The following is a 22,503-nucleotide window of genomic DNA, read 5'->3' on the forward strand; positions in this document are numbered from 1 at the left end:
GACCGGCCGTCCCGACCCGCTTCGGCCACGACGACTGTCGGTCCGGTGTGCTTCCCCCCACCCGGACATGTCCATCCCCGTAGCCGGCATCCCGGGGCGGTGACACCGCGGCCGCACGGATCCCGCCGTCACGTCATCTATCCCCTGCCGACCGGAGACACGGGCCCTGGGGACCCCGCCGCCTGATCGGAGCGGACACCATCGCCCGCCCGACGCCTCCTGCTCCCTCTCGCACCGGACGCGGACTCTCGATCGCACAGCATCGAGCCTCCGACGCTCAGCGGCGTGCCCCGACACGATTCGTCGCAGGCCGCCGACCGTGGACGTCACGGACGCGGGCGGCGGCCGCCCCGGTGGCGGAGCCGTGTGGCCGCCACGAGCCGCGCACCGCACCCGACGGACGTGCCCGGCATCGGCCGACGGGCCCCGCGGCGCACACAGCGCTCTCCGGGCCACCCTGTGCCGCCTCGCACAGCCTTCGTCGACCTCGCACGCTCTGCGACTGAGAGCAGACGGCACGACCCCGCTCGTCGGCACCGTGTCCGCTCTCGCCGGCGGAGGAGCTCCCTCGGCGGAACGAGTCACCGATACCGCGCTCCTACAACGGAGCCTTCGCGCACGCCGCACCGGGCACCGCACGTCGCACACGTTCCTGCGACCTCGCAGCCCCTGCAGAGGGTGCGAGGTCGCAGGAAAGCGTGCGAGGCGCGCCGGCCCACCGGTGGTGCGGGACCGGGTGCGACTCCACGAGGGAGCACGCGCCTCGACCCCCGGCCCCGGAGGACCCGTGCCAGGGCCCGGGAACGGATGCACCGATCCCGCCCCGGACCGGCATAACGCAGCGGAGCGAAAAAGGGTCCGGAAATGAGAAATGCCCCGGACTCGAAAGTCCGGGGCAGATCCCATGAAGTTGAATGTCGGCGACGACCTACTCTCCCACACCCTGGCGAGTGCAGTACCATCGGCGCTGGAAGGCTTAGCTACCGGGTTCGGAATGGGACCGGGCGTTTCCCTACCGCAATGACCACCGACAACACTATCCAACTATCACCCCACCCCCAAAAACCTAGGGGCAGGGGTCGAGCACACACACCACCCCACAACCCCCGGTGTCAACCAGGGGATGTGGATGGTTGTGGACTCAGGGTCACACAGTGGATGCGAACAACTCGTTGTGGCAAGCCCTCGGCCTATTAGTACCGGTCAACTCCACCCCTCACAGGGCTTCCATCTCCGGCCTATCAACCCAGTCATCTACTGGGAGCCTTACCCACTCGAAGGTGGTGGGAGACCTCATCTTGGAACAGGCTTCCCGCTTAGATGCCTTCAGCGGTTATCCCTCCCGAACATAGCCAACCAGCCGTGCCCCTGGCGGGACAACTGGCACACCAGAGGTTCGTCCGTCCCGGTCCTCTCGTACTAGGGACAGCCTTCCTCAAGTCTCCAACGCGCGCGGCGGATAGGGACCGAACTGTCTCACGACGTTCTAAACCCAGCTCGCGTACCGCTTTAATGGGCGAACAGCCCAACCCTTGGGACCTACTCCAGCCCCAGGATGCGACGAGCCGACATCGAGGTGCCAAACCATGCCGTCGATATGGACTCTTGGGCAAGATCAGCCTGTTATCCCCGGGGTACCTTTTATCCGTTGAGCGACACCCCTTCCACAAGGTGGTGCCGGATCACTAGTCCCGACTTTCGTCCCTGCTCGACCCGTCAGTCTCACAGTCAAGCTCCCTTGTGCACTTACACTCAACACCTGATTGCCAACCAGGCTGAGGGAACCTTTGGGCGCCTCCGTTACTCTTTGGGAGGCAACCGCCCCAGTTAAACTACCCACCAGGCACTGTCCCTGAACCAGATCATGGCCCGAGGTTGAGACACCCAATTCGACCAGAGTGGTATTTCAACAACGACTCCACCACCACTGGCGTGGCGATTTCACAGTCTCCCACCTATCCTACACAAGCCGAACCGAGCACCAATACCAAGCTATAGTAAAGGTCCCGGGGTCTTTCCGTCCTGCCGCGCGTAACGAGCATCTTTACTCGTAGTGCAATTTCGCCGAGTCTGTGGTCGAGACAGCGCCCAAGTCGTTACGCCATTCGTGCAGGTCGGAACTTACCCGACAAGGAATTTCGCTACCTTAGGATGGTTATAGTTACCACCGCCGTTTACTGGCGCTTAAATTCTCCGCTTCGCCCCCAAAGGAGCTAACAGGTCCTCTTAACGTTCCAGCACCGGGCAGGCGTCAGTCCGTATACATCGTCTTGCGACTTCGCACGGACCTGTGTTTTTAGTAAACAGTCGCTTGGGCCTGGTCTCTGCGACCGGCCGTCCCTAGCCCGCAAGGAGCCTCAAGACAACCGGCCCTCCTTCTCCCGAAGTTACGGAGGTATTTTGCCGAATTCCTTAACCACAGTTCGCTCGATCGCCTCGGTATTCTCTACCTGACCACCTGTGTCGGTTTGGGGTACGGGCCGCAACAGCACTCGCTAGAGGCTTTTCTCGACAGCATGGGATCACCCTCTTCGCCTCAATCGGCTACGCATCACCTCTCACCCTTTGATGAGCCCCGGATTTACCTAGGACTCGGGCTACAGGCTTACACCACGACAACCACCGCGTGGCGGAGCTACCCTCCTGCGTCACCCCATCACTTGCCTACTACCAGATCGGATCCCACGCTCCCCCACAAACACAACTCCCGAAGGAGCCGAGGTGGGTTCGGATGGTTAGCATCACCAGATTCAGCATGGACGCACTGTCACGAGCACGGGAATATCAACCCGTTGTCCATCGACTACGCCTGACGGCCTCGCCTTAGGTCCCGGCTCACCCTGGGCGGAACAACCTGGCCCAGGAACCCTTGGTCATCCGGCGGCAGAGATTCTCACTCTGCATTCGCTACTCATGCCTGCATTCTCACTCCCACACCCTCCACCCGTAAATCACTCCCGGGCTTCACCAGATGCAGGACGCTCCCCTACCCAACAACACCATAAGTGTCATTGCCACGGCTTCGGCGGTGCGCTTGAGCCCCGCTACATTGTCGGCGCAGGACCACTTGACCAGTGAGCTATTACGCACTCTTTCAAGGGTGGCTGCTTCTAAGCCAACCTCCTGGTTGTCCGGGCGATCCCACATCCTTTCCCACTTAGCGCACGCTTAGGGGCCTTAGCCGGTGATCTGGGCTGTTTCCCTCTCGACCACGAAGCTTATCCCCCGCAGTCTCACTGCCGCGCTCTCACTCACCGGCATTCGGAGTTTGGCTGACTTCGGTAAGCTTGTCGGCCCCCTAGGCCATCCAGTGCTCTACCTCCGGTGAGAAACACACGACGCTGCACCTAAATGCATTTCGGGGAGAACCAGCTATCACGAAGTTTGATTGGCCTTTCACCCCTACCCACAGCTCATCCCCCAGGTTTTCAACCCTGGTGGGTTCGGGCCTCCACGACGTCTTACCGACGCTTCACCCTGGCCATGGGTAGATCACTCCGCTTCGGGTCTACACCCCGCGACTACAGCGCCCTATTCGGACTCGCTTTCGCTACGGCTACCCCACACAGGTTAACCTCGCCACGAAGCATAACTCGCAGGCTCATTCTTCAAAAGGCACGCCATCACCCTGTACCACAAAAGCACTGCAGGCTCTGACGGCTTGTAAGCACACGGTTTCAGGTACTATTTCACTCCCCTCCCGGGGTACTTTTCACCTTTCCCTCACGGTACTTGTCCGCTATCGGTCATCAGGTAGTATTTAGGCTTGACGGGTGGTCCCGCCAGATTCACAGCGAATTTCACGGGCTCGCTGCTACTCGAGAACACGCCCACAACAGAACCCAGTGTTTTCGCGTACGGGGCTATCACCCACTACGGCCGACCATCCCAGAGTCGTTCCGCTAACACAGGCTCTTGCTGTCCCATCCTCGGCAGAAGATGAACGACACGTCTCACAACCCCGCACCCGCAACGCCTGCCGGCTTGACACGGACACGGTTTAGCCTCTTCCGCTTTCGCTCGCCACTACTCACGGAATCACTATTGTTTTCTCTTCCTGTGGGTACTGAGATGTTTCACTTCCCCACGTTCCCTCCACGCACCCTATGAATTCAGGTACGGGTAACGCCCCATGACGGGCGCTGGGTTTCCCCATTCGGACACCCTCGGATCACAGCTCGGTTGACAGCTCCCCGAGGCCTATCGCGGCCTCCCACGTCCTTCATCGGCTCCTGATGCCCAGGCATCCACCATGTGCTCTTAACAACTTGACCACAACAAGATGCTCGCATCCACTATGCAACACTCAACCCACAACCACACCCGACCAAGAAACAACCACCACCCACACACAAGCAGGCGTTAGGAAGCCCCCGACCAGAGCGGCCAAAGAAGAACCACCGTTCCGAAGAACCGCAGATGTCTTCTCAGGACCCAACAGTGTGCCAAGCCAAACGGTCCGACGTGCTGCGTTCCACCCAACGCACCCAACCCACGAACGGGGCCGCTGATGCGATTCAATGAAGGAACCACAGACACCCAAAATGAGCACAACTCACTTACGAGCGTGTGGTGCCCCATCACATGATGGGACTCCTTAGAAAGGAGGTGATCCAGCCGCACCTTCCGGTACGGCTACCTTGTTACGACTTCGTCCCAATCGCCAGTCCCACCTTCGACAGCTCCCTCCACAAGGGTTGGGCCGCCGGCTTCGGGTGTTACCAACTTTCGTGACGTGACGGGCGGTGTGTACAAGGCCCGGGAACGTATTCACCGCAGCGTTGCTGATCTGCGATTACTAGCGACTCCAACTTCACGGGGTCGAGTTGCAGACCCCGATCCGAACTGAGACTCACTTTAAGGGATTCGCTCCACCTCACGGTCTCGCAGCCCTCTGTATGAGCCATTGTAGCATGTGTGAAGCCCTGGACATAAGGGGCATGATGACTTGACGTCATCCCCACCTTCCTCCGAGTTGACCCCGGCAGTCTCCCATGAGTCCCCACCATTACGTGCTGGCAACATGGAACAAGGGTTGCGCTCGTTGCGGGACTTAACCCAACATCTCACGACACGAGCTGACGACAGCCATGCACCACCTGCACACCAACCACAAGGGAAGCCCTATCTCTAGGGATGTCTGGTGCATGTCAAACCCAGGTAAGGTTCTTCGCGTTGCATCGAATTAATCCACATGCTCCGCCGCTTGTGCGGGCCCCCGTCAATTCCTTTGAGTTTTAGCCTTGCGGCCGTACTCCCCAGGCGGGGCGCTTAATGCGTTAGCTGCGGCACAGAAACCGTGGAATGGTCCCCACACCTAGCGCCCAACGTTTACGGCGTGGACTACCAGGGTATCTAATCCTGTTCGCTCCCCACGCTTTCGCTCCTCAGCGTCAGTATCGGCCCAGAGACCCGCCTTCGCCACCGGTGTTCCTCCTGATATCTGCGCATTTCACCGCTACACCAGGAATTCCAGTCTCCCCTGCCGAACTCAAGTGATGCCCGTATCGACCGCACGCTCAGAGTTAAGCCCCAAGTTTTCACGGCCGACGCGACACACCGCCTACGAGCTCTTTACGCCCAATAATTCCGGACAACGCTCGCACCCTACGTGTTACCGCGGCTGCTGGCACGTAGTTGGCCGGTGCTTCTTCTCCAGGTACCGTCAATTGCTCTTCGTCCCTGGCGAAAGAGGTTTACAACCCGAAGGCCGTCATCCCCCACGCGGCGTCGCTGCGTCAGGCTTCCGCCCATTGCGCAATATTCCCCACTGCTGCCTCCCGTAGGAGTCTGGGCCGTGTCTCAGTCCCAGTGTGGCCGGTCGCCCTCTCAGGCCGGCTACCCGTCACCGCCTTGGTAGGCCATCACCCCACCAACAAGCTGATAGGCCGCGGGCCCATCCCCCACCGAAAAAACTTTCCACCACCAACCATGCGATCAGTGGTCCTATCCGGTATTAGACCCAGTTTCCCAGGCTTATCCCAGAGTGGAGGGCAGGTCACCCACGTGTTACTCACCCGTTCGCCGCTCGTGTACCCCCGAAAGGGCCTTACCGCTCGACTTGCATGTGTTAAGCACGCCGCCAGCGTTCGTCCTGAGCCAGGATCAAACTCTCCAACAAAACCCTGACTTGCAACAAACAACTGGCCACAACACCCGACGGGATCGAATGCTGCAACCAAACAAACAATCTGGCACAAAACGCCAAACCGAATAAATAGCTCGACACACTGTTGAGTTCTCAAAAGACACCCGCACCGCAATCACCCGGACTCTCCAAGAAGAACGGGATCCTGAAGGCGGATCGCCTTGACCCACAAAGATAACCACACCGAGAAACTCGGTGAACCACCGGGGGTCGCTGTCCGCGGGGCCTGTTGACCGAGCCTCTCAGGGCCCGGTCTGTCCGGCTCACTCGCTGACAGGAAGAAAGTTACGGCATGGCATTCGGGCACGTCAAACCGGGGTCGGAAACCCGTGCTGACCTGGGGAAACCCGTCTCCGGGCCGCACAGCACCACGGTCGAGCCCGACCCTGTCGAGCGACGAACGGTCGCCCTGACGAGCTCACTCCGGATATTGGTTGACCAGCGCCGATCGCGCAAGTCGAAGCTCGCGACGGGGGCCGGAACCAGCGCTCCACCCGTCGTTCGTCCCGCGCCCTCCTGCCCGCCAACTAATTTCAAGATTTTTTTCGACCGTCCGTCGTGGCGTCCGGTCGCGACGAGCGGTCGGCAGGCGGGAGCTCGTCCTCGACGGGGACCGGCCGGGGCGGGTGATCACGATCGTCGTCCGCGGGTGGCCGTTCGTCGTGGTGCCCCGTGGGAGCCGTCCGTTGGCACGCGAGACTCGGCGCGTGCAGCCCGACGGAGACGTCCTCCCGCCCGTCCTGCACCGGCTGCGTGCCGGAGCGGAGCTCACCGCAGCGGCCTGGTGCCGAACCCCGGGTGCGACGAGTCGGGTCCGGGCGACCGTCGTCGCCGGGCGGCTGGTGGTGGAGGCGGGGAACAGTGAGCCCCTGTGGATCACGGCGTCGCCCGTGGCGCTCCCGCTGCGGACGCGGTCGGTGGACCGGGTCGCCGTCCCGATGCTGCTCCCCCACCTACGGGACATCGACGGTCTGTTCGCGGAGCTGCGGCGGGTACTCGCCCCGCACGGGCTCATCTCGGTCCTGGTGCCGGCGCCCCGGTCGTTCGGCTGGGGTGGGGGCGCGCTGCGGAAGGCGGTGCGTGACGCATGGCGGCACCGGTCGGCCGTCGAGCACCCGGAGTGGCTCGCGGCCGCCGCGGACTTCGCCGTGCTCGCCGACGACCGTCTCGACTTCACCCTCGACGGGGTCGAACCGTCGGACGGGGCGGACGAGCTGTGCGCGGCCGGCGTCTACCCGCCCGATCTGCCGGAGCGGGCCCGGGCGGACCTCGCGGCGCACCGTTCGGCGGTCCGCACGGTGCGGCTGCGCCGGGTGGTGGCCCGGCGCTGAGGGTCAGTCCGCGGTGGCGATCTCGGCGACGGCCCCGGCGATCCGCAGGTCCTGACCCGGGCCGTCGACGTCGTCGATTTCCACGACGTCGGCGACGATCGCGGTGATGTTGTCGGGCCCGCCGCCCTCGTTGGCGAGCGCGATGAGCTGGGTGACGACCTGGTCCGGCTCGGCGCCGGAGGCGAGCTCGCGGTGCAGGGCCTCGTCGTCGAGCACCGCGGTGACGCCGTCCGAGCAGAGCAGGTAGCGGTCCCCGGCAAGGATGTCGACACGGTCGAGGTCCGGGTCCGGCGCGTGGTCGGTGCTCAGCGCACGCATCAGGACGGATCGGCGCGGGTGGTGCGCCGCCTCCTCGAGGGTGATCTGGCCCTGGTCGACGAGCTGCTGGACCATCGTGTGGTCGTGGGTGAGACGGCTCAGCTCGCCACCCCGCAGCAGGTAGATGCGCGAGTCGCCGATGTGGGCGAGCGCGAGCTGGTCGCCGGTGAGGAGCAGCGAGACGACGGTCGTGCCCATCCCCCGCATCTCCGGCTCGTCCGCGGCGCGGCGGGCCAGCCGGTCCGTGGCGTCGTTGAGCGCCTCGGTCAGCTCGGCGGCGAGATCGATGTCGGTGAGGTCCTGCGGGAGGCGGGCCTCCAGCTCGGTGAACACCGACACCGTCGTCGCACTCGCGATCTCGCCGTGGGCGTGACCGCCCATCCCGTCGGCCACGATCAGCAGTCGGCCGGTCGTCGCTCCGGAGTCCTGGTTCGACGTCCGGCGACGGCCCACATCCGACCCGAGCGCGGATCGCAGTCCCAGCACCATGGGGACAGTATGGACGTCACGGTCCGTCAGCGTCGCAGGCGAGGCCCGTTCGGCGTGTGCTTCAACCGGTCGGATGGCACTCCGCCCAGCACACGGGCCGGATCGGGTGGTTCCTGACGGCGGTGCCGCGGCCGTGATCGCTTGCCCTCCTCGCTACGGTGGGAGCGCACCGGACGAGGTCCGGGGCGGCCGGCCCTCGTAGCTCAGCTGGATAGAGCAAGAGCCTTCTAATCTCTAGGTCGCAGGTTCGAGTCCTGCCGGGGGCACACTTTCCGCACACGACCGTGCCCCGCCGGATCACGACGGGGCACGGCCGGTGGCGGGTCCGCGGGTCAGCGCAGGCGCACGCTCGCGTCCGGCTCGACGGCGCGGAAGGTGAAGCTCTCCTCCAGGTAGAGGTGCACCTCGCGGGCGTCGTGGTCGGAGTAGCCGATCGCCAGGTCCTGGCCGACGTCGAGCAGGAAGTCCCCGCCGCGCTGGCTGACGACCACGGCACCGTCGAGGCCGTGGGCGCGCAGGATCTGCCCGCCGAGGATCCGGCTCAGGTGCTCGAACAGCGGGTAGCCGCCGTGCTCGGCGGTCTCCACGATGCGGGTGTAGCCCTCGGGCGCGATCGCCATCGCGTAGGGGCCCTCGATGCCGTTGCGGCGCAGCTGGTCCACCGCGCGGGCGACGGCGCCGGGGTAGGTCTCGGGGTTGTCGCCCAGGGCCACGGTGTCGTAGGGCGAGACGTCCGCGATTCCCTCGAAGCCGGCCTCCGGCCAGCCGTGGAAGATCGCGCGGTTCTCGATCGCGGCGGCCGCACGGGCGGCGCGGGCGAGGTCGTCGAACTCCGGGTCCTGCGCGCCGCGCTGCAGGTCGTCGATCTCGTCGCGGGACACCGTGAACGGGACCCGGAACTCGGCGAGCGGCTGCACCCGGCGCAGGCGGGCCGTGATGCCGTCGACGGCGACGCCCGGCGGCGGCCCGTCGAGCCGCTGCGAGCGACCGAGGTCGACCGACGACGTCTGCCAGCCCGCGGTCCCGGTCCAGTCCGCGAGGCGGCGCCCGGCCAGGAGCGGGGTCAGGCGCTCACGCGCCTCGTCGTCGACGGCCTTCCAGGCGGTCGTGGGGATGGGTGCCTTCTCCCGCAGGAGGTGGTCGTGCACGGCCATGTCTACTTCCCCTTCAGACTGCCGATGCCGAGCCCGTCACGGGTCGGGTCGGACGGGTCGATCTCGGCCTGGACCTCCTCGACGTAGCCCTCGGGGTCCTTGTCGGAGTTGTCGAGGCCCGCGGTGGTGGGGTGGGCGTCGAGGAACTCGGCGAACTGCCGGCCGAGCGACTCGCGCAGGCCGGTGGTGGCGTTCAGGCGGAAGTTGGCGAGGCCCTCGTTCTCCTCCTCGCCCATGTGCTCGTCGTTGGCGCGGCGGGCGGCCCACACCCCCTCCCACCACTGGCCGCTGCCGACCGGGCTGCGCTCGGCCTGCGCGACGCCGTCGCGGATCTCGTTGTGGTCCCCGATGGCGTCGAGCGTCTCGTCCTCCGGGTCCTCCCCGTGCGCGAGGAGCTGCGGGTAGAAGATCTTCTCCTCGGCGAGGGCGTGCACGTCGAGGCGCGCGGCGAGCGGCTCCCAGAGGCCGGCGAGCTCACGGGGATCGGAGTCGCGGGCCTGGAGCTCGTCCAGCGCGGCGAACTGTCGACGGAACCAGGCGTGGTCGTCGAGGATCAAGGTGGTGATGTCCGGCACCCGCGCAGGCTACGACGGTCCGGGGCCGCCGTCTCGCCGAAGATCCGGCGGTCGTCGGGGGTGCCGGAGGCGGAGGGCGAGGTCGGCGGCGGCCGGCCGCTCCTCCGGGTGCCGGCGGGTCGCGTCGGACAGCGTCCGCCGCAGCCGGGCCGGCAGCTCCTCCGGGACGCGCGGTGGCCGGTGCAGCCGGGCGACGGCGGACTCCACCGTGGTCCCCGGGTACTCCCGTTCCCCGGTGAGCGCCTCGAGCAGGACAAGGCCGAGTGCGTGCACGTCCGCGGCGGGCCCGACGGTCTCACCGGCGACCTGCTCGGGCGCGAGGTAGGCCGCGGTGCCCAGGACGGCGTCGGTCCGGGTCAGCACGGAGTGGCCCAGCACGCGGGCGATGCCGAAGTCGGTGAGCCGCGCCCGGCCGGTGTCGGAACAGAGCAGGATGTTGGCGGGCTTCACGTCGCGGTGCACCACCCCACGGGCGTGCAGGTGCGCGAGACCCGACGCGATGTCGGCGCCGATCCCGACGACCCGCTCGACCGGCAGCGGGCCACGGGCCAGCCGGGCCGCGAGTGTCTCCCCCTCGACGAGCTCGGACACCAGGAAGGGTCGGCCGCGGTCGACTCCCCCGCCCAGCAGCCGCACCAGGCCCGGGTGGTCCAGGTGCGCCATGGTCCGCAGCTCGCGGCACTGCCGGTCCACGCCACCGGCGTCGCAGCGGTCGAGGAACAGCTTGACCGCGACCACCCGGTCCTCGTGCGGGTCCCACGCCCGGTACACCGTCGCCGTCGACCCGATACCGACATGGGTCGCCAGGATGTAGCGGCCGGCGATCACGTCGGTCTCCGGGACCGGAGAACGCATCACTGCCATGACAGACGGTGCCGTCGACACCTGTGCACGTGTCCAGACCGGAGCCCGTCGATCACTCTCACGGGCACCCGTAAACGACCCGATGAGGCCATTCCCGACGGCGGACCGGCATCCGGCGCGGTCCGCGTCGGACCCGGATGGCGTTGCGGGACAGCGGCAGGACGACGGGTGTCCACCGCCCCGCCGCGCGCGACCGGAGGACCGTCGACGGCGGGCGGTGCCGGTGCGCCGGAGCCGCGCGACCGCCCTCGCGCCACCGGCCGACGACGCCGGGCGGGTCGTCGCACACCCCGGCCGCGGCCGGGCGGGTCGCCGCCGGGCCTGCGACGCTCGGACCGACCCGTCCACCGTCCGAGGGAGCCCGCAGCGCCATGGCAGTCGAGACGACGGCCGGGGTCTCCGCGGCGTCGGCCCTGCTGGACGCGGGGACGGCGCCCGGCTCGGCGCTGCTGCTGCGCGCGCTGCTGGAGGCCGCGCGGCTGCGCTACGTCGGACGCCCGACGACGCTGCGTTCCCGCGGGTCGGAGGTACGGCTGGTGCCGACGGCCGTCGCGTCGTCGGGGCTCGGGGCCCGGGCGCTGACGACCGGGCGGTTCGCCACGGTCACCCTGGCCGCACGCGACGTCGTCCGGCCCGGCCTCGCGCTGCGCGGGCTCACCGTGACCGCCGCGGACGTGCGGCTGCGCCCCGGCCTCACCCCGGAGCTGGTGGCCGGTCCGGTGGAGATCGAGGCCGAGCTCGACCCGGACTGGGTCGCCGGGCGCCTGCGGGAGCACGTGCCGCAGGTCGAGGTGGGTGTCGACGCCGACGGCGTCGCCCGGGCCCGGCTGCGTCGCCGTCCCGCGCTCGGGGCCGCCGACCTCGCGGTGACGGTGGACGGGCACACCCTGTCCTGGAAGGTCACCGGCCTGACCGTCGCCGGGCGCTGGATGGGGCCACCCCGGTCGGCGGACACCCGTCGCTCGGTGCGGGCGATGGTCGACCGCAGCCCGCTGGCGGCGATCCGCTCGGGCCGGGTCGAGCTGCCCGGGCTGCCCGGTGCGCTGCGGCTGCACGGGCTCGATCTGGCCCCCGGTCGGATCCTGGTGCACGGCGGGCTCGACGGGTGGCGCCGCACCGTCCCGCTCACGCGGATCGACGACGTGCTGCGCGGCGCGCTGTCCCTGCTGGACCTGAGCCGCTGACCCGGGACGGCCGCCCGGCTGCCCGTAGGCACCCGCGAGCCCGTGCCCGGCCGTCGATCAGCACCTGAGCGTCGTCGTCCGGCGGCGGGACAGCGCTGAGGTACTGATCGACGGGCGGGGTGGGCGGTCAGCTGCGGCGGAGCCGCCGGGTGATGGCTCCCAGGCGCGAGGCCGGGCGGCGCGACGGGAGCCGGCCGGCGACGGCGTCGTCGAGCAGGGACCCGACGGTCTCGGCCGCGCAGGTGCGGTTGGTGCCGATCCCCCCGGACGGGCCCCGCTTGATCCAGCCGACGACGTAGTGGCCGGGACGGCCCTCGACGCGGCCCGCGTCGTGCGGGACGACGCCGCGGTCGTCGTCGAAGGGCAGGCCGGCGACCGGGCGGCCGCGGTGCCCGACGGCGCGCACGACCAGGTCGGCCGGTATGTCGGTCCCGTCGGCGGTGTGCACCCCGCGGGCCCGGGTGGTGCCGTCGACCCGTTCGGGCGCCGAGTGGAACCGGAACACCACCCGCGGGCGCTCCGCGGGCACCGACCAGTCGATCTTCTCCCGGCGGGCGCCGCGCAGCAGCGCGTGCGACGGGGACGCCGCGGGGCCGTCGAGGGACTCCGCGATGCGGGGGTCGTGCTCGTCGACCACGACCTCGACCGTGCTGCGGCCCAGCAGCTCGCGCAGCTCCGGCGCGGTCGCGGCGACCGCCTCCGGGCCACGGCGGGCGAGCAGCACGACCTCGGTGATCGCACCGGTGCGCAGGGCGGCCAGCGCGGCGGGGTCGATCGGGGTGCCCTCCAGGTCCGCGGCGGGCGCGGTGAGGACCCGGGCGACGTCGATCGCGACGTTGCCGGTGCCGACCACGACGACCCGCTCCACCGCGGTGTCGACGGCGTCACGTGGCACGTCGGGGTGGCCGTTGTACCAGCCCACGACGGTGTCGGCGGCGATGCTGCCGGGCAGCCCCTCCCCCGGCAGGCCCAGGTCACGCGGCGCGGGCGCGCCGACGGCCCAGACCACGGCGTCGTGCCGGGCGGCCAGCTCCTCGGCCGAGACGTCCCGGCCGACCTCGGTGCCCAGCCGCATCCGCACCCGCGGGTGGGCGCGGAACCGGGCGAAGGACTCCCCGATCCCCTTCGTCGACGGGTGGTCGGGCGCGACCCCGAACCGCACCAGCCCGCCCGCGACGTCGAGCCGGTCGTAGAGCGTGACCGTCGACGAGGTGTGCAGCAGCAGGTCCTGGGCGGCGTACATCCCGGCGGGCCCGGTCCCGACGACGGCGACGTCGAGCGGGGCCATGTCCGCGGGCAGCGACCGTGTGAACGTCAGCGGGTACCAGTCGTGGAACAGCGGGGAGTCGCCCTCCAGCTTCCCGGCGACCGGCTTGCCCTCGTAGTAGTCCGCGTTGACCTCGGCGTACCCGGCGAGCGACGCGCTCAGCCTCTCCACCGGGAAGATCGCGTCGACCGGGCACGCGTCGGCACACGCCCCGCAGTCGATGCACGCCCGCGGGTCGATGTAGAGCATGTCGGTCGTGGCGAAGTCCGCCTCGTCGGGCGTCGGGTGGATGCAGTTGACCGGGCAGGCCGCGACGCAGGACGCGTCGGTGCAGCAGGTCTGGGTGATCGCGAAGGGCACGGCCGGCTCCGGGTCAGATCAGGTTCGCGCGACGGTAGAAGTACAGCGCGGGCTTGGTCAGCAGGCCGCAGGATCCCAGGAACTCCATGAGCCCGGCGCAGGAGGAGCGCAGCAGCGCCTTGTGGTGCTCGTTGGCCGCCGCCTCGCGCAGGGCACGCCCGGTGTCGAGGCCGACGTTGGCGTAGACCTTCTCGTTCCACATGCTGGTGACGATGAAGTACGCGGCCATCGCGACGGCCAGCGCCTGCCAGTGACGACGGACGGGGCCGGCGCCGCGCAGGTTCTCCTTGGTCTCCTCGCGGGCGAACTTCATGTGCCGCGACTCCTCCACCACGTGGATGTTGGAGATGGTCCGCACGAACGGGGCGACCCGCTCGTCGCGCATCCAGTCGCGCTGCATGACGTCGAGGACCTCCTCGGCGACCAGGATGGAGGCGTAGGCGGCCTCGCCCCGCCAGGTGGCGGCGCAGAAGCGGCCGAGCGCGACCGTGGAGCGCTTCGGGACGTACGCGGGGGCCCCGAGCTTCGCCGAGCCGCGGGCGAACATGATCGAGTGCCGGCACTCGTCGGCGATCTCGGTCAGCGCCCACTGGAACGACGGGTCGGTCGGGTCCTTGGCGTAGAAGTCCCGCAGGACCAGCTGCTGCAGGATCATCTCGAACCAGATGCCGGTCGAGGCGACCGAGGCGGCCTCGTGGCGGGTCAGCTCCTTGCGCTTCGCCTCGGACAGCTCCGCCCAGTAGTCGGTGCCGTAGAGGCTGCTCCACTCCGGGCTCATGCCGTGGTCGTCGGGGTTCAGCGGGGTCTCCCAGTCGACCTGCGTGGCCGGGTCGAACGACAGCTCCGCGGACGAGCGCAGGAGACGCTCGGCCGTGTCGTGACGCTCGGCGGTGTGCCGGTCCGCTGCGTGCCGGACGTCCCCGGCCTCGAGCCCGTGCTCCGGAACGGTGGCGGTCATGTCGACTCCTCGCAGACAACGACGTCAGATGCTGTAACCGCCGGTAACGTTACCACCGGTTACACGTGACGCAAGTCCCGGGACGCGGCACGGCACGATCACCGGCCGACGACACCGGTGCGGGTGACGCACCGTCCACCCGGGAGGGTTATCGTTGCGATACGCAACTAACCTGGGAGGTCGCGACGTGACACCGGAACGGGACGGACCTGCGGTCGTCGGCACCGTGCGGGGGCGCTCCGGCACCCCCGTGCCGGGCGCGACCGTCACCGTCACCGACCTCGACGGGCGCCAGCACGGGCGGGCCGTCAGCGGCGGCGACGGCACCTACGCCGTGGCCCTGACCACCGGCGGGACCTATCTGGTGGTGACCCGCACCGACGGTGCCGGGCCCGACGCCGGGCTGGTCGCCGTCGTCGCCTCCCCCGCGCGGCACGACGTGACCGTCGCCGGCGGCGGCACGGTGCGGGGCACGCTGACCGACGCCGCGGGCCGCCCGGTCGGGGGCGCCGCCGTCACGCTGATCGACACCGCGGGCGAGGTCGTCGCGCACACGCCGACCGACCCGGCGGGCCGGTTCCTGGCCGAGACCCCCGGCACCGGCCCGCACACCCTCACCGCGACCGCACCCGGGCACGGGCCGCTCGCCCGCACGGTCGACGCCGACCCGGCCGGACCGCCGGTGGAGCTGCGGTTCCCGGCCCTGGCCGGGATCGCCGGCATCGCGCGCAGCGGCGACGGCCGCCCGGTGCCCGGGGCGCGGATCGTGATCGGCGACAGCGACGGGCGCACCGTCGCCGAGACCACCACCGGCCGGGACGGCAGCTACGAGCTGCACGGGCTCCCGCCCGGACGGCACGAGCTGACGGCGAGCGGCTGGGCGCCGGTCGTCGTCGCGGTGCAGGTGGCGCGCGGCGCGACCACACCGGTCGAGGTGCGCTTCGGCGCCCCGGACCCGACCGACGACCGGATCGGCGACCCGACGAGGACGGAGCAGGGACGTGGCTGAGCTCTACGGACGGCTGAGCACCCCCGACGGCTGGCCGGTGACCGGCGCGACGGTCACCGTCATGGACGCCACCGGCGTGCAGCGGGGCCGGGCGGCCAGCCGGGCCGACGGCGGGTTCGCGGTGACGGAGCTGGCGTCGGGGCCGCACACGGTCGTCGTCGCCGCGGCGGGGTACGAGCCGTCCGCGCGGGCGGTCTCCCTCGCCGGGGACGGCACCGACCTGGGCCGCGTCGAGCTCGCCCGGGCGGGCGGCGCGGTGCTGCCCACCCCGGGCCTGTGGCGGATCGACCCGCAGCACTCCAGCATCCGGGCCACCGCGCTGCACCTGGGTATGAGCCGCATCCACGGCAGGCTGCGCCGGTTCTCCGGCGACCTGCGGGTGGCCGACCCGTTCGAGGCCAGCTCGGTGAGCGTGTCGATCGACGCGGGCTCGGTGGACTCCGACGACCCCGACCGTGACACCCACCTACGGACCGCGGACTTCCTCGACGTCGACACCCACCCGGCCATCGGCTACGAGGGCGACGGCCTGACCCGCGTCGACGCCACCCGCTGGACGGTGCACGGGATGCTGGCGCTCAAGGGCGTCAAGGCACCCGTCGACCTGCACATGACCTACGGCGGCACCGGCCCCGACCTGTGGGGCGGCACCCGGGCGGCGTTCACCGCCACCACCGAGATCTCCCGCGACGAGTTCGCGATCGACTGGAACCAGTCGGTGCTGGCCGGGGTCCTGGCCGTCGGCCGGACGCTGCGGATCGACCTCGACGTGCAGGCCGTCCTGCAGGAGGACTGACCCACCCCCGGCGCACGGCCGCCCCGCCCGGACACGTGGTCCGGGCGGGGCGGCCGGCTCGGCCCGGGCGGCCCTGTGCACAGCGGCCCGGGGCGGGTCTCAGCTCAGGCCGTCCAGCACGCCGAACGCGGGCGCGGTCAGGTCGACCGGCTTGAGCAGGTCCTCGGGCAGCGGCGCGGCCGGGACGTCCCGGAGCAGGTACACCGCGGTGTTCCCGTCCTGCCGGTCGCCCGCGGACGGGGCCGGGTCGGCCGAGTCGGCGGGGTGGGCCTCGCCGTCGTAGTGCCAGACGGAGCCGTCGTAGTGCGCGCCGCCGTGGCGGCCCTCGTGGTGGCCCTCGTCGGCGTGCGCGAGGCCGCCGGCCAGGGTGGCCAGCGCCCCGGCGCCGGCGACGGCGGCCAGCGCGCGGACGGTGGTACGTGCGGTCATCGTGTGAACCTCTCTGGTGGGGGGAGCGTCCGGCCGGCTCAGCAGAGCGAGTCGGCCGGCTTGGGGTTGGTCAGGCCGAAGACCGGCCGCAGCCGCAGCCCGACCCAGGTGCCGCCGAGTGCGACGACGGCCCAGATCCAGCCGTGCAGGCTGAACGAGGCGATGCCGGAGAAGTAGGCACCGATGTTGCAGCCGCCCGCGAGGCGCGCGCCGTAGCCCATGGCGATGCCGCCGAGGACCGCGCCGAGGGCGAGCTTCCACGGGATCCGCTTGTGCAGCACGAACGCGCCGCCCACCGCGGAGGCCACCAGCGCGCCGATCATGATGCCGACGTCGAGGTTGGAGATGCGGTCGGCCAGCACCGGGGCGGCCAGCGACCGCGCATTCGCCGGGACCTGCCAGTACGCCAGCCCCGCCATGTCGAACCCGACGGCCTGCAGCAGCTTCGAGCCCCACAGCGCGAACGCCGAGGTCACGCCCCACGGGGCGGCGGAGACGAACAGGACCGCCGCGTTGAGCACGGCGAGCACGACCGCGCCGACCCACATCGGCCACGAGCCGCGCAGGACCCGCGCGACGCCGCGCGCCGAGGGCGGGCGCTCGACCGGCGGCGGGGTCCGCCGGCGGGCGACCACCCAGGTGACCGCGGTGATCGCGGCCGTCACCAGCAGGGTGACGGCGACGGCGCCGGGGTAGCCGAGCAGCTGGGCCAGGTTGACGCTCGGCCCCTGCGGCACGGTCTGCGTCCAGAAGGTGTGGGTGAACACCGCGAACATCGAGCCGACGACGAACCCGAGCAGGGTCAGCACGATCGCGGACTGCCCGCTGCCGACGGCGAACAGCGTGCCCGAGGCGCACGACCCGCCGACCTGCATGCCGACGCCGAACAGGAACGCGCCGACGACGAGCCCGATGCCGATCGGGTTGGTGAACCCCTTCGGCTCGCCGGCGAGGGCGAACCCGGACGAGAGGATCACCGCGAACAGCACCGACGCCGTCGCCAGCATGACCATGTGCGCGCGGATCGCGGCGCCCTGCCCGACGGCGACGAGCTGACGCCAGCCGGAGGTGAAGCCGAACCGGGAGTGGAACAGGGTGAAGCCCAGGGCCAGGCCGAGCGCGGCGGTGCCGACCATCGTCGCCGGGGCCACCGTGCCCACCCCGACCAGGAACAGCAGGGCCAGGACCAGGCCGACGGCGACGACCCGCCACTGCGGCGGGGCGGCGGCGCGGTCCTGCGGGCCGAACGCGGTGCGCCCGCTGCCGGGCAGCTCGCGCAACGCGCGGGCCAGTGTCCCCGGCGACCGGCCGGGCGGGTCCTTCGTGATCGACACGGGAGTCTCCTCGTGGGTGGTGCTGGTCAGGGGGTGGGTCCGGCGGGGGCGCCGGTCCCGGGGTCGGTGTCCGCTCGCCCGGGCTCGGTCAGCGCGGAGCCGATCCGGACGATCGCGCCGCCCGGGAACCAGGCGGCCTCGTTGGGGGCGCCGTGGTGCCCGCCGCCGTCGTCGTCGGCGGTCATCGGCACGCTCACCGGGGCGGCACCGTACAGAGCCGGTGCCGGGTCGGTGTAGGCCTCTCCGGTCGTCGCCGCCCAGGCGCGCAGCCCCGACAGCGACGGGGCGGACCCCGGTGCGACGGCGGCGAGCGTCCGGACGTAGCGCTGCGGGACCTGTTCCTGCGGGCCGAAGTCCAGCGGGAGCAGGGTGCCCGGGCTCTGCCCGAGCACTCCCCCGGTCAGCAGCCACGGCGCGAGGTAGGTCCCGCCGAGCGCGGTCGGCGTGGTCTGCGCCGCGCGGGCGGTGTCGCGGACCGTCGTCGCGGCGTGCTGCCAGCCGGAGACGACGACCAGGGCGTCGTCCGGGCCGGGGGCCGGGCGCACCGGCAGCCCGGCGGCAGCGGCCGCGGTGCGGACGACGTCGGCGGCCGCCCGGGAGCGGGGCGACACGTCACCGGCGATCGCCAGACCCGGAGCCCCCTGGGAGGCGAGCGCGCGGACGGTGCCGCGCAGCGCCCGGGCGTCGGCCGGGTCGAGCCCCTCCGACGGGCACGGGCCGAGCACGGGGTCGCCCCCGGCCAGGATCCGCCCGACGGCGGCGGACAGGCACTCCGGCCCGTCGGCACCGCTCGCGCCGGCGGGCGCCGTCCGGTCGGTGCCGACGTCGACCGGCACCGCGCGGGCCAGTCCCCCGGCGGTGACGGTGATCGAGGTGGCGCCCTCGGGCAGGTCGACCAGCGCCCAGCCGCCCGGGGCGCCGGAGCGGGCCGTGAACGGCACGTCCCGGTCCCCGGTGCGGACGGCGTAGCCGGCGGGGGCACCGGTCTCCCCGTGCCCGGCGGGCATCGTGGCGTCCGGCCCGGTCACGGTGACCCCGGCGCCGGTGAGCTGCACGAGGTTGGGGCCGGGCCGCATCGGGGCGACGGCCAGGGTGAGCGGTCCGGTGCCGAGGTCGACCGAGCGCAGCAGGGCCTGTCCGGGGACGGCCGCGGGCGCCGGCGCCGGGAGGGCGGCGAGCAGCGTCGCCGCACCGACGGCGACGACCGCGGCCAGCGCGGCGGGGGTGCGGACGCGGTCGCGCACCTCGTCGGCGCGGACGCGGTGGACCGCACGGCGGGTCAGCACGCTCTCGGCGAGCAGCAGGGCCGCGACCGCGGCCGGGGCCACGACCGTCACCAGCGCGGCGCGGCCGAAGCCGGTGCCGTGCACGTCGGTGAGCGAGAACGGCCCGGCGACGGCGAGCCGCACCGCGGCGAGCACGGCCCCCACCGTGCCCGCCGCGATGCCGAGCACGCGCACCCGGGCGGGCCGCGCGTCCTCGTCGGTGCGGGTGGTGACCAGGTGCACCGCCGCACCGGCGGCCAGGGACCCGGCGACGGCGTACCCGGCGTCGAGCGCGAACCACGGTGCGACGCCGGGGGTACCGGCGAGCTGGAGGACCAGCAGCGCGGTCACCGCGAGCGCGGGGACCACGGCGAGGACCGGGCGCGACCCGGCCAGCAGGGCCGGCACCGCGACCGTGGCCGCGAGCAGGAACAGGGTCCAGCCGGTCGGCCCGGCGCCGGACCGGGTCACCGCGGCAACCGCGGCGGAGACGGCGACGAGCGCCGCGACTCCCGCGACGACCCGCTCGGCGCGTCCGGGCGCGCCGGCCAGGACCCGGACCAGACCGGTTCCGGCCACCACGGCGAGCGCGGTGAGCAGGACCAGCCGCAGGGCCGTGTCCGCGAACGGCACGCCGTCCTGGGGTCCCCGGGCGAGGACCGCCGGGGCGGCCCCCGCCACTGCACGGAGCAGGGCGGGGGCGTCCCCGGCCGGGCCGGCGGGCAGGAGCCCGCCGGCCGGCACGAGCGTCACGATCGACGAGGGGGACATCATCAGTCCTTGATGTCCTCGTCGGCCGCGACGAACAGCATCGAGTGCGGCTTGGCGTTGCCGAAGTCGCCGTGCGGCCAGTGCTGGCGGTTGAAGCTCAGGCACGTGTCGCCGGTGTCCTCGTCCTTGAACGTCTCGTCCAGGCTGAGCTTGCCGTCCTGGGCGATGTCCACCATGCAGACCCGGTGGTCGCCGTCGAGCCCGGTGCGGGCCACGAAGTAGTTCGCGGTCGCGAGGCGCTTGGGCTGGTCGGTGTGGTGGTAGTAGCCGTCGTCACCGCGCTCCAGGTTGTCCAGCGCGCCCCAGTGCGGGCCCGCGCCGGTCTGGTCCGGGTTGATGCCGACCGTGCCCTTGAGCGTCGGGCAGTCGCCCTCGGCGCCACCGGCGGTGGTCTCCTCGATGGTGTCGATCGAGCAGCCCGGGGTCGGGCCCGAGGCCAGCAGCTTCTCGATGTCGAGCGCGATCACGCCGCCCGCGGTGCCCTTGTCGTCCGGGCCCAGCGTGCCGGCCTTCCGGCCGATCGTGGCGTGGTAGAGCGTCCGGTCGTCGGCGCTGGTCTGGATCCAGCCGCCGTTCGCGCTCGGGCCGCCGTTCTCGCCACCGACGCCCAGCTCGGGTGCGGAGGTCGCCAGGTCGAAGACCTCTCGCCACTCGGGGTTGTCGGCGGTGATGTCCGGCGTGTAGAAGATCGCGCCGCCCTGCATGGTCATCGCGAACGCGCCCTTGTGCTCCGGGCGGTTGGTGACCGTGGTCTCCATGACGGCGCGGTTCTCGTTGCGCAGCGGGTCGACGCCGTTGCTGCGCGGACCGGTCGGCAGGTACTGCACCGACTTGACCTTCGGCTTGTTCAGGTCGGAGATGTCCCAGGTCCGCACGGTGGGCCGGCGCAGGTACGGCGACGGGTTCTTCACCGGGTCGAGGATGATCGTCCGCGGCTCCGCGTAGTCACTGGTGACCATGGTGTTCAGGTCCTCGCGGACCTGGATGCCGTGCGGGTTCGCGCAGGTCGGGTTGCCCAGGGCCGGCATGTTGAGGCACTGGGTCGGGTCCTCGGGCGTCTCGGTCGCGGCCGGGGCCTCGACGAGGTTCTTCCCCTCCTGGTCGAACCGGACCACCGAGCCGGGAGAGCCCGCGAAGCCGTTGCCGGTGCGGACCTCGCCGTTGGTGTAGCGGCACGGACCCGGGGCGACGGGGCCGCCCATGTAGGTGCCGTAGGCGGTGCCGTCCTTCAGGACCCAGTAGGCGTCCGGCACCGAGCCGCAGAGCGTCTGCGACGGCAGCGAGATGCCGGACAGCTTGATCTCCGGCAGCGCCGCGACGTCGAAGACGTAGGTGGCCGCGGAGAACAGGCCGCCCGCGTAGATCTTGTCGCCCTTGCGCCACGAGTACTGCATGTGGTGCGGCTCGTTCTCCACGAGCGGGCCGACGGTCGCGGTGTTGACCACCTTGCCGTAGTCCGGGGTGCCCTTGGTGACGTCGACGACGGCCAGGAAGTCCGGGCCCGGCGCGGCGTCGCGGACCTTGTCGACCGGGTCGAGCAGCGACCCGGGCAGGTTGCGCACGTCGGCGACCGCGGTGTCGGCGACGTTCTCGTCACCGGCCCAGACCAGCGCGTACTCCTTCTTGGGCCCGTCGGCGGACTGCTGACGGGCCTCCGGCGTGAGGTTGTTCTCGACCCAGTAGTTCTTGCCGTCGGCGCCGGTGACCTCGGACTTGACCTTGTCGATCGTTCCCTGGGCCGACGCGGGGATCGCGACGACCCCGGCGACGACGGCGGCGCTCGCGAGGGCGATGAGCCCCCGCCGCGCCCAGCGGGACCTCGGGAGCAGGCTCATTCGCCCGCCCCGCCGCTGAGGAAGGTCGGGGTGATCTGCTTCGGCGCCTTCGACACGACGTCGACCAGGCCGGCGGCGGGGACGCCCGCGGGGGCGAAGTCGCGCAGCTGCTGGATCGGCTGGTCGGAGTCGAACGCCTCGTAGGACGACTCGACCGGGGGCGCGGTCGGCGCCGGGTCGGGCTGGTCGTCGTTCGGGGCGCTGAGGATCGGTCCGAGGTCGGGGACCAGGTCCGGGGTGGCCGCCTGGGCCGCGCCGGACAGGCCGATCAGGGCGGTGCCGGCGAGAGCGGCGCCGCCGGCGATCAGCCGGGCCCGGGACGCGGACCGTGCGCGGTGCTGAGGCACGACGTGTCTCCTTCTTTCGTGACGGGGAGCGAGGTGGAGTCCGATGTGGACATCCGCCGAGCGGCGAGC

Annotated in this window: 15 protein-coding genes, 1 tRNA gene and 3 rRNA genes; 5 read left to right on the forward strand and 14 right to left on the reverse strand. The window is 70.8% G+C overall.

The window, feature by feature from the left end; translation table 11 throughout:
- Nucleotides 1–915: 915 nt before the first annotated feature.
- The 3 genes from rrf to DMP17_RS19515 form a co-directional block, all read right to left on the reverse strand.
- Nucleotides 916–1,032: ribosomal RNA gene (rrf, locus tag DMP17_RS19505) — 5S ribosomal RNA — on the reverse strand.
- Between the two features lie 141 nt (nucleotides 1,033–1,173).
- Nucleotides 1,174–4,274: ribosomal RNA gene (locus DMP17_RS19510) — 23S ribosomal RNA — on the reverse strand.
- A 327-nt stretch (nucleotides 4,275–4,601) separates the two neighbouring features.
- Nucleotides 4,602–6,121 (reverse strand): 16S ribosomal RNA (locus DMP17_RS19515).
- Together the 16S, 23S and 5S rRNA genes form the textbook arrangement of a ribosomal RNA operon.
- A 734-nt stretch (nucleotides 6,122–6,855) precedes the next feature.
- Between DMP17_RS19515 and DMP17_RS19520 the strand changes: the two genes are divergently transcribed.
- Complete coding sequence (locus DMP17_RS19520) at nucleotides 6,856–7,479, forward strand: class I SAM-dependent methyltransferase (RefSeq protein WP_226366088.1); 624 nt, start codon at nucleotides 6,856–6,858, stop codon at nucleotides 7,477–7,479.
- A 3-nt stretch (nucleotides 7,480–7,482) separates the two neighbouring features.
- On the opposite strand, the gene DMP17_RS19525 is transcribed toward DMP17_RS19520, so the two are convergent.
- On the reverse strand, nucleotides 7,483–8,286 hold the full coding sequence (locus DMP17_RS19525) for a PP2C family protein-serine/threonine phosphatase (RefSeq protein WP_226355678.1): 804 nt from the start codon (nucleotides 8,284–8,286) through the stop codon (nucleotides 7,483–7,485).
- A gap of 192 nt (nucleotides 8,287–8,478) precedes the next feature.
- Here DMP17_RS19525 and DMP17_RS19530 point away from each other — a divergent pair.
- Nucleotides 8,479–8,552 (forward strand) — tRNA-Arg (locus tag DMP17_RS19530).
- A gap of 66 nt (nucleotides 8,553–8,618) precedes the next feature.
- Here the strand turns inward: DMP17_RS19530 and DMP17_RS19535 are convergent.
- The 3 genes from DMP17_RS19535 to DMP17_RS19545 are packed head-to-tail and all read right to left on the reverse strand — an operon-like array spanning nucleotide 8,619 to nucleotide 10,870.
- The gene (locus tag DMP17_RS19535) at nucleotides 8,619–9,440 is read right to left on the reverse strand and encodes a family 1 encapsulin nanocompartment shell protein (protein ID WP_226355677.1); all 822 of its coding nucleotides are present in this window, start codon (nucleotides 9,438–9,440) and stop codon (nucleotides 8,619–8,621) included.
- 2 nt (nucleotides 9,441–9,442) lie between these two features.
- A complete protein-coding gene (locus DMP17_RS19540) occupies nucleotides 9,443–10,015 on the reverse strand; it encodes a hemerythrin domain-containing protein (RefSeq protein ID WP_226355676.1) in 573 nt (190 codons plus the stop codon).
- A gap of 9 nt (nucleotides 10,016–10,024) precedes the next feature.
- Nucleotides 10,025–10,870 carry a serine/threonine-protein kinase gene (locus DMP17_RS19545; protein ID WP_226366090.1) on the reverse strand — a complete coding sequence of 282 codons (846 nt, stop codon included), beginning with the start codon at nucleotides 10,868–10,870 and terminating at the stop codon, nucleotides 10,025–10,027.
- 380 nt (nucleotides 10,871–11,250) lie between these two features.
- Between DMP17_RS19545 and DMP17_RS19550 the strand changes: the two genes are divergently transcribed.
- Complete coding sequence (locus DMP17_RS19550) at nucleotides 11,251–12,063, forward strand: LmeA family phospholipid-binding protein (protein WP_337830250.1); 813 nt, start codon at nucleotides 11,251–11,253, stop codon at nucleotides 12,061–12,063.
- 127 nt (nucleotides 12,064–12,190) lie between these two features.
- On the opposite strand, the gene DMP17_RS19555 is transcribed toward DMP17_RS19550, so the two are convergent.
- Both DMP17_RS19555 and DMP17_RS19560 read right to left on the reverse strand, forming a co-directional pair.
- Entirely contained in the window at nucleotides 12,191–13,690 is a 1,500-nt protein-coding gene (locus DMP17_RS19555; RefSeq protein WP_226366092.1) for an FAD-dependent oxidoreductase, read from the reverse strand.
- A 13-nt stretch (nucleotides 13,691–13,703) separates the two neighbouring features.
- Nucleotides 13,704–14,648 carry an AurF N-oxygenase family protein gene (locus DMP17_RS19560; RefSeq protein ID WP_337830251.1) on the reverse strand — a complete coding sequence of 315 codons (945 nt, stop codon included), beginning with the start codon at nucleotides 14,646–14,648 and terminating at the stop codon, nucleotides 13,704–13,706.
- A gap of 187 nt (nucleotides 14,649–14,835) precedes the next feature.
- On the opposite strand from DMP17_RS19560, the gene DMP17_RS19565 reads away from it, so the two are divergent.
- Together DMP17_RS19565 and DMP17_RS19570 are read left to right on the forward strand one after the other, a co-directional pair.
- The gene (locus DMP17_RS19565) at nucleotides 14,836–15,657 is read left to right on the forward strand and encodes an MSCRAMM family protein (RefSeq protein WP_226355671.1); all 822 of its coding nucleotides are present in this window, start codon (nucleotides 14,836–14,838) and stop codon (nucleotides 15,655–15,657) included.
- Nucleotides 15,650–16,453 carry a YceI family protein gene (locus DMP17_RS19570; RefSeq protein WP_226355670.1) on the forward strand — a complete coding sequence of 268 codons (804 nt, stop codon included), beginning with the start codon at nucleotides 15,650–15,652 and terminating at the stop codon, nucleotides 16,451–16,453. The genes DMP17_RS19565 and DMP17_RS19570 overlap by 8 nt, the downstream gene beginning before the upstream one ends.
- A 99-nt stretch (nucleotides 16,454–16,552) precedes the next feature.
- On the opposite strand, the gene DMP17_RS19575 is transcribed toward DMP17_RS19570, so the two are convergent.
- Genes DMP17_RS19575 through DMP17_RS19595 form a run of 5 tightly spaced genes read right to left on the reverse strand, consistent with a single transcriptional unit; the run spans nucleotide 16,553 to nucleotide 22,434 of the window.
- Nucleotides 16,553–16,882 carry a hypothetical protein gene (locus tag DMP17_RS19575; protein ID WP_226355669.1) on the reverse strand — a complete coding sequence of 110 codons (330 nt, stop codon included), beginning with the start codon at nucleotides 16,880–16,882 and terminating at the stop codon, nucleotides 16,553–16,555.
- Nucleotides 16,883–16,920: 38 nt separating this feature from the next.
- Complete coding sequence (locus DMP17_RS19580) at nucleotides 16,921–18,216, reverse strand: YeeE/YedE family protein (protein WP_226355668.1); 1,296 nt, start codon at nucleotides 18,214–18,216, stop codon at nucleotides 16,921–16,923.
- Nucleotides 18,217–18,242: 26 nt separating this feature from the next.
- Nucleotides 18,243–20,255: a hypothetical protein gene (locus tag DMP17_RS19585; protein WP_337830252.1), complete on the reverse strand. Its 2,013-nt coding sequence runs from the start codon at nucleotides 20,253–20,255 to the stop codon at nucleotides 18,243–18,245.
- The gene (locus DMP17_RS19590) at nucleotides 20,255–22,087 is read right to left on the reverse strand and encodes a hypothetical protein (protein WP_337830253.1); all 1,833 of its coding nucleotides are present in this window, start codon (nucleotides 22,085–22,087) and stop codon (nucleotides 20,255–20,257) included. The genes DMP17_RS19585 and DMP17_RS19590 overlap by 1 nt, the downstream gene beginning before the upstream one ends.
- Nucleotides 22,084–22,434, reverse strand: a complete 351-nt coding sequence (locus DMP17_RS19595; protein ID WP_062400879.1) for a hypothetical protein — start codon at nucleotides 22,432–22,434, stop codon at nucleotides 22,084–22,086. The genes DMP17_RS19590 and DMP17_RS19595 overlap by 4 nt, the downstream gene beginning before the upstream one ends.
- Nucleotides 22,435–22,503: the final 69 nt, after the last annotated feature.

This window comes from Pseudonocardia sp. TMWB2A (assembly GCF_017312135.1).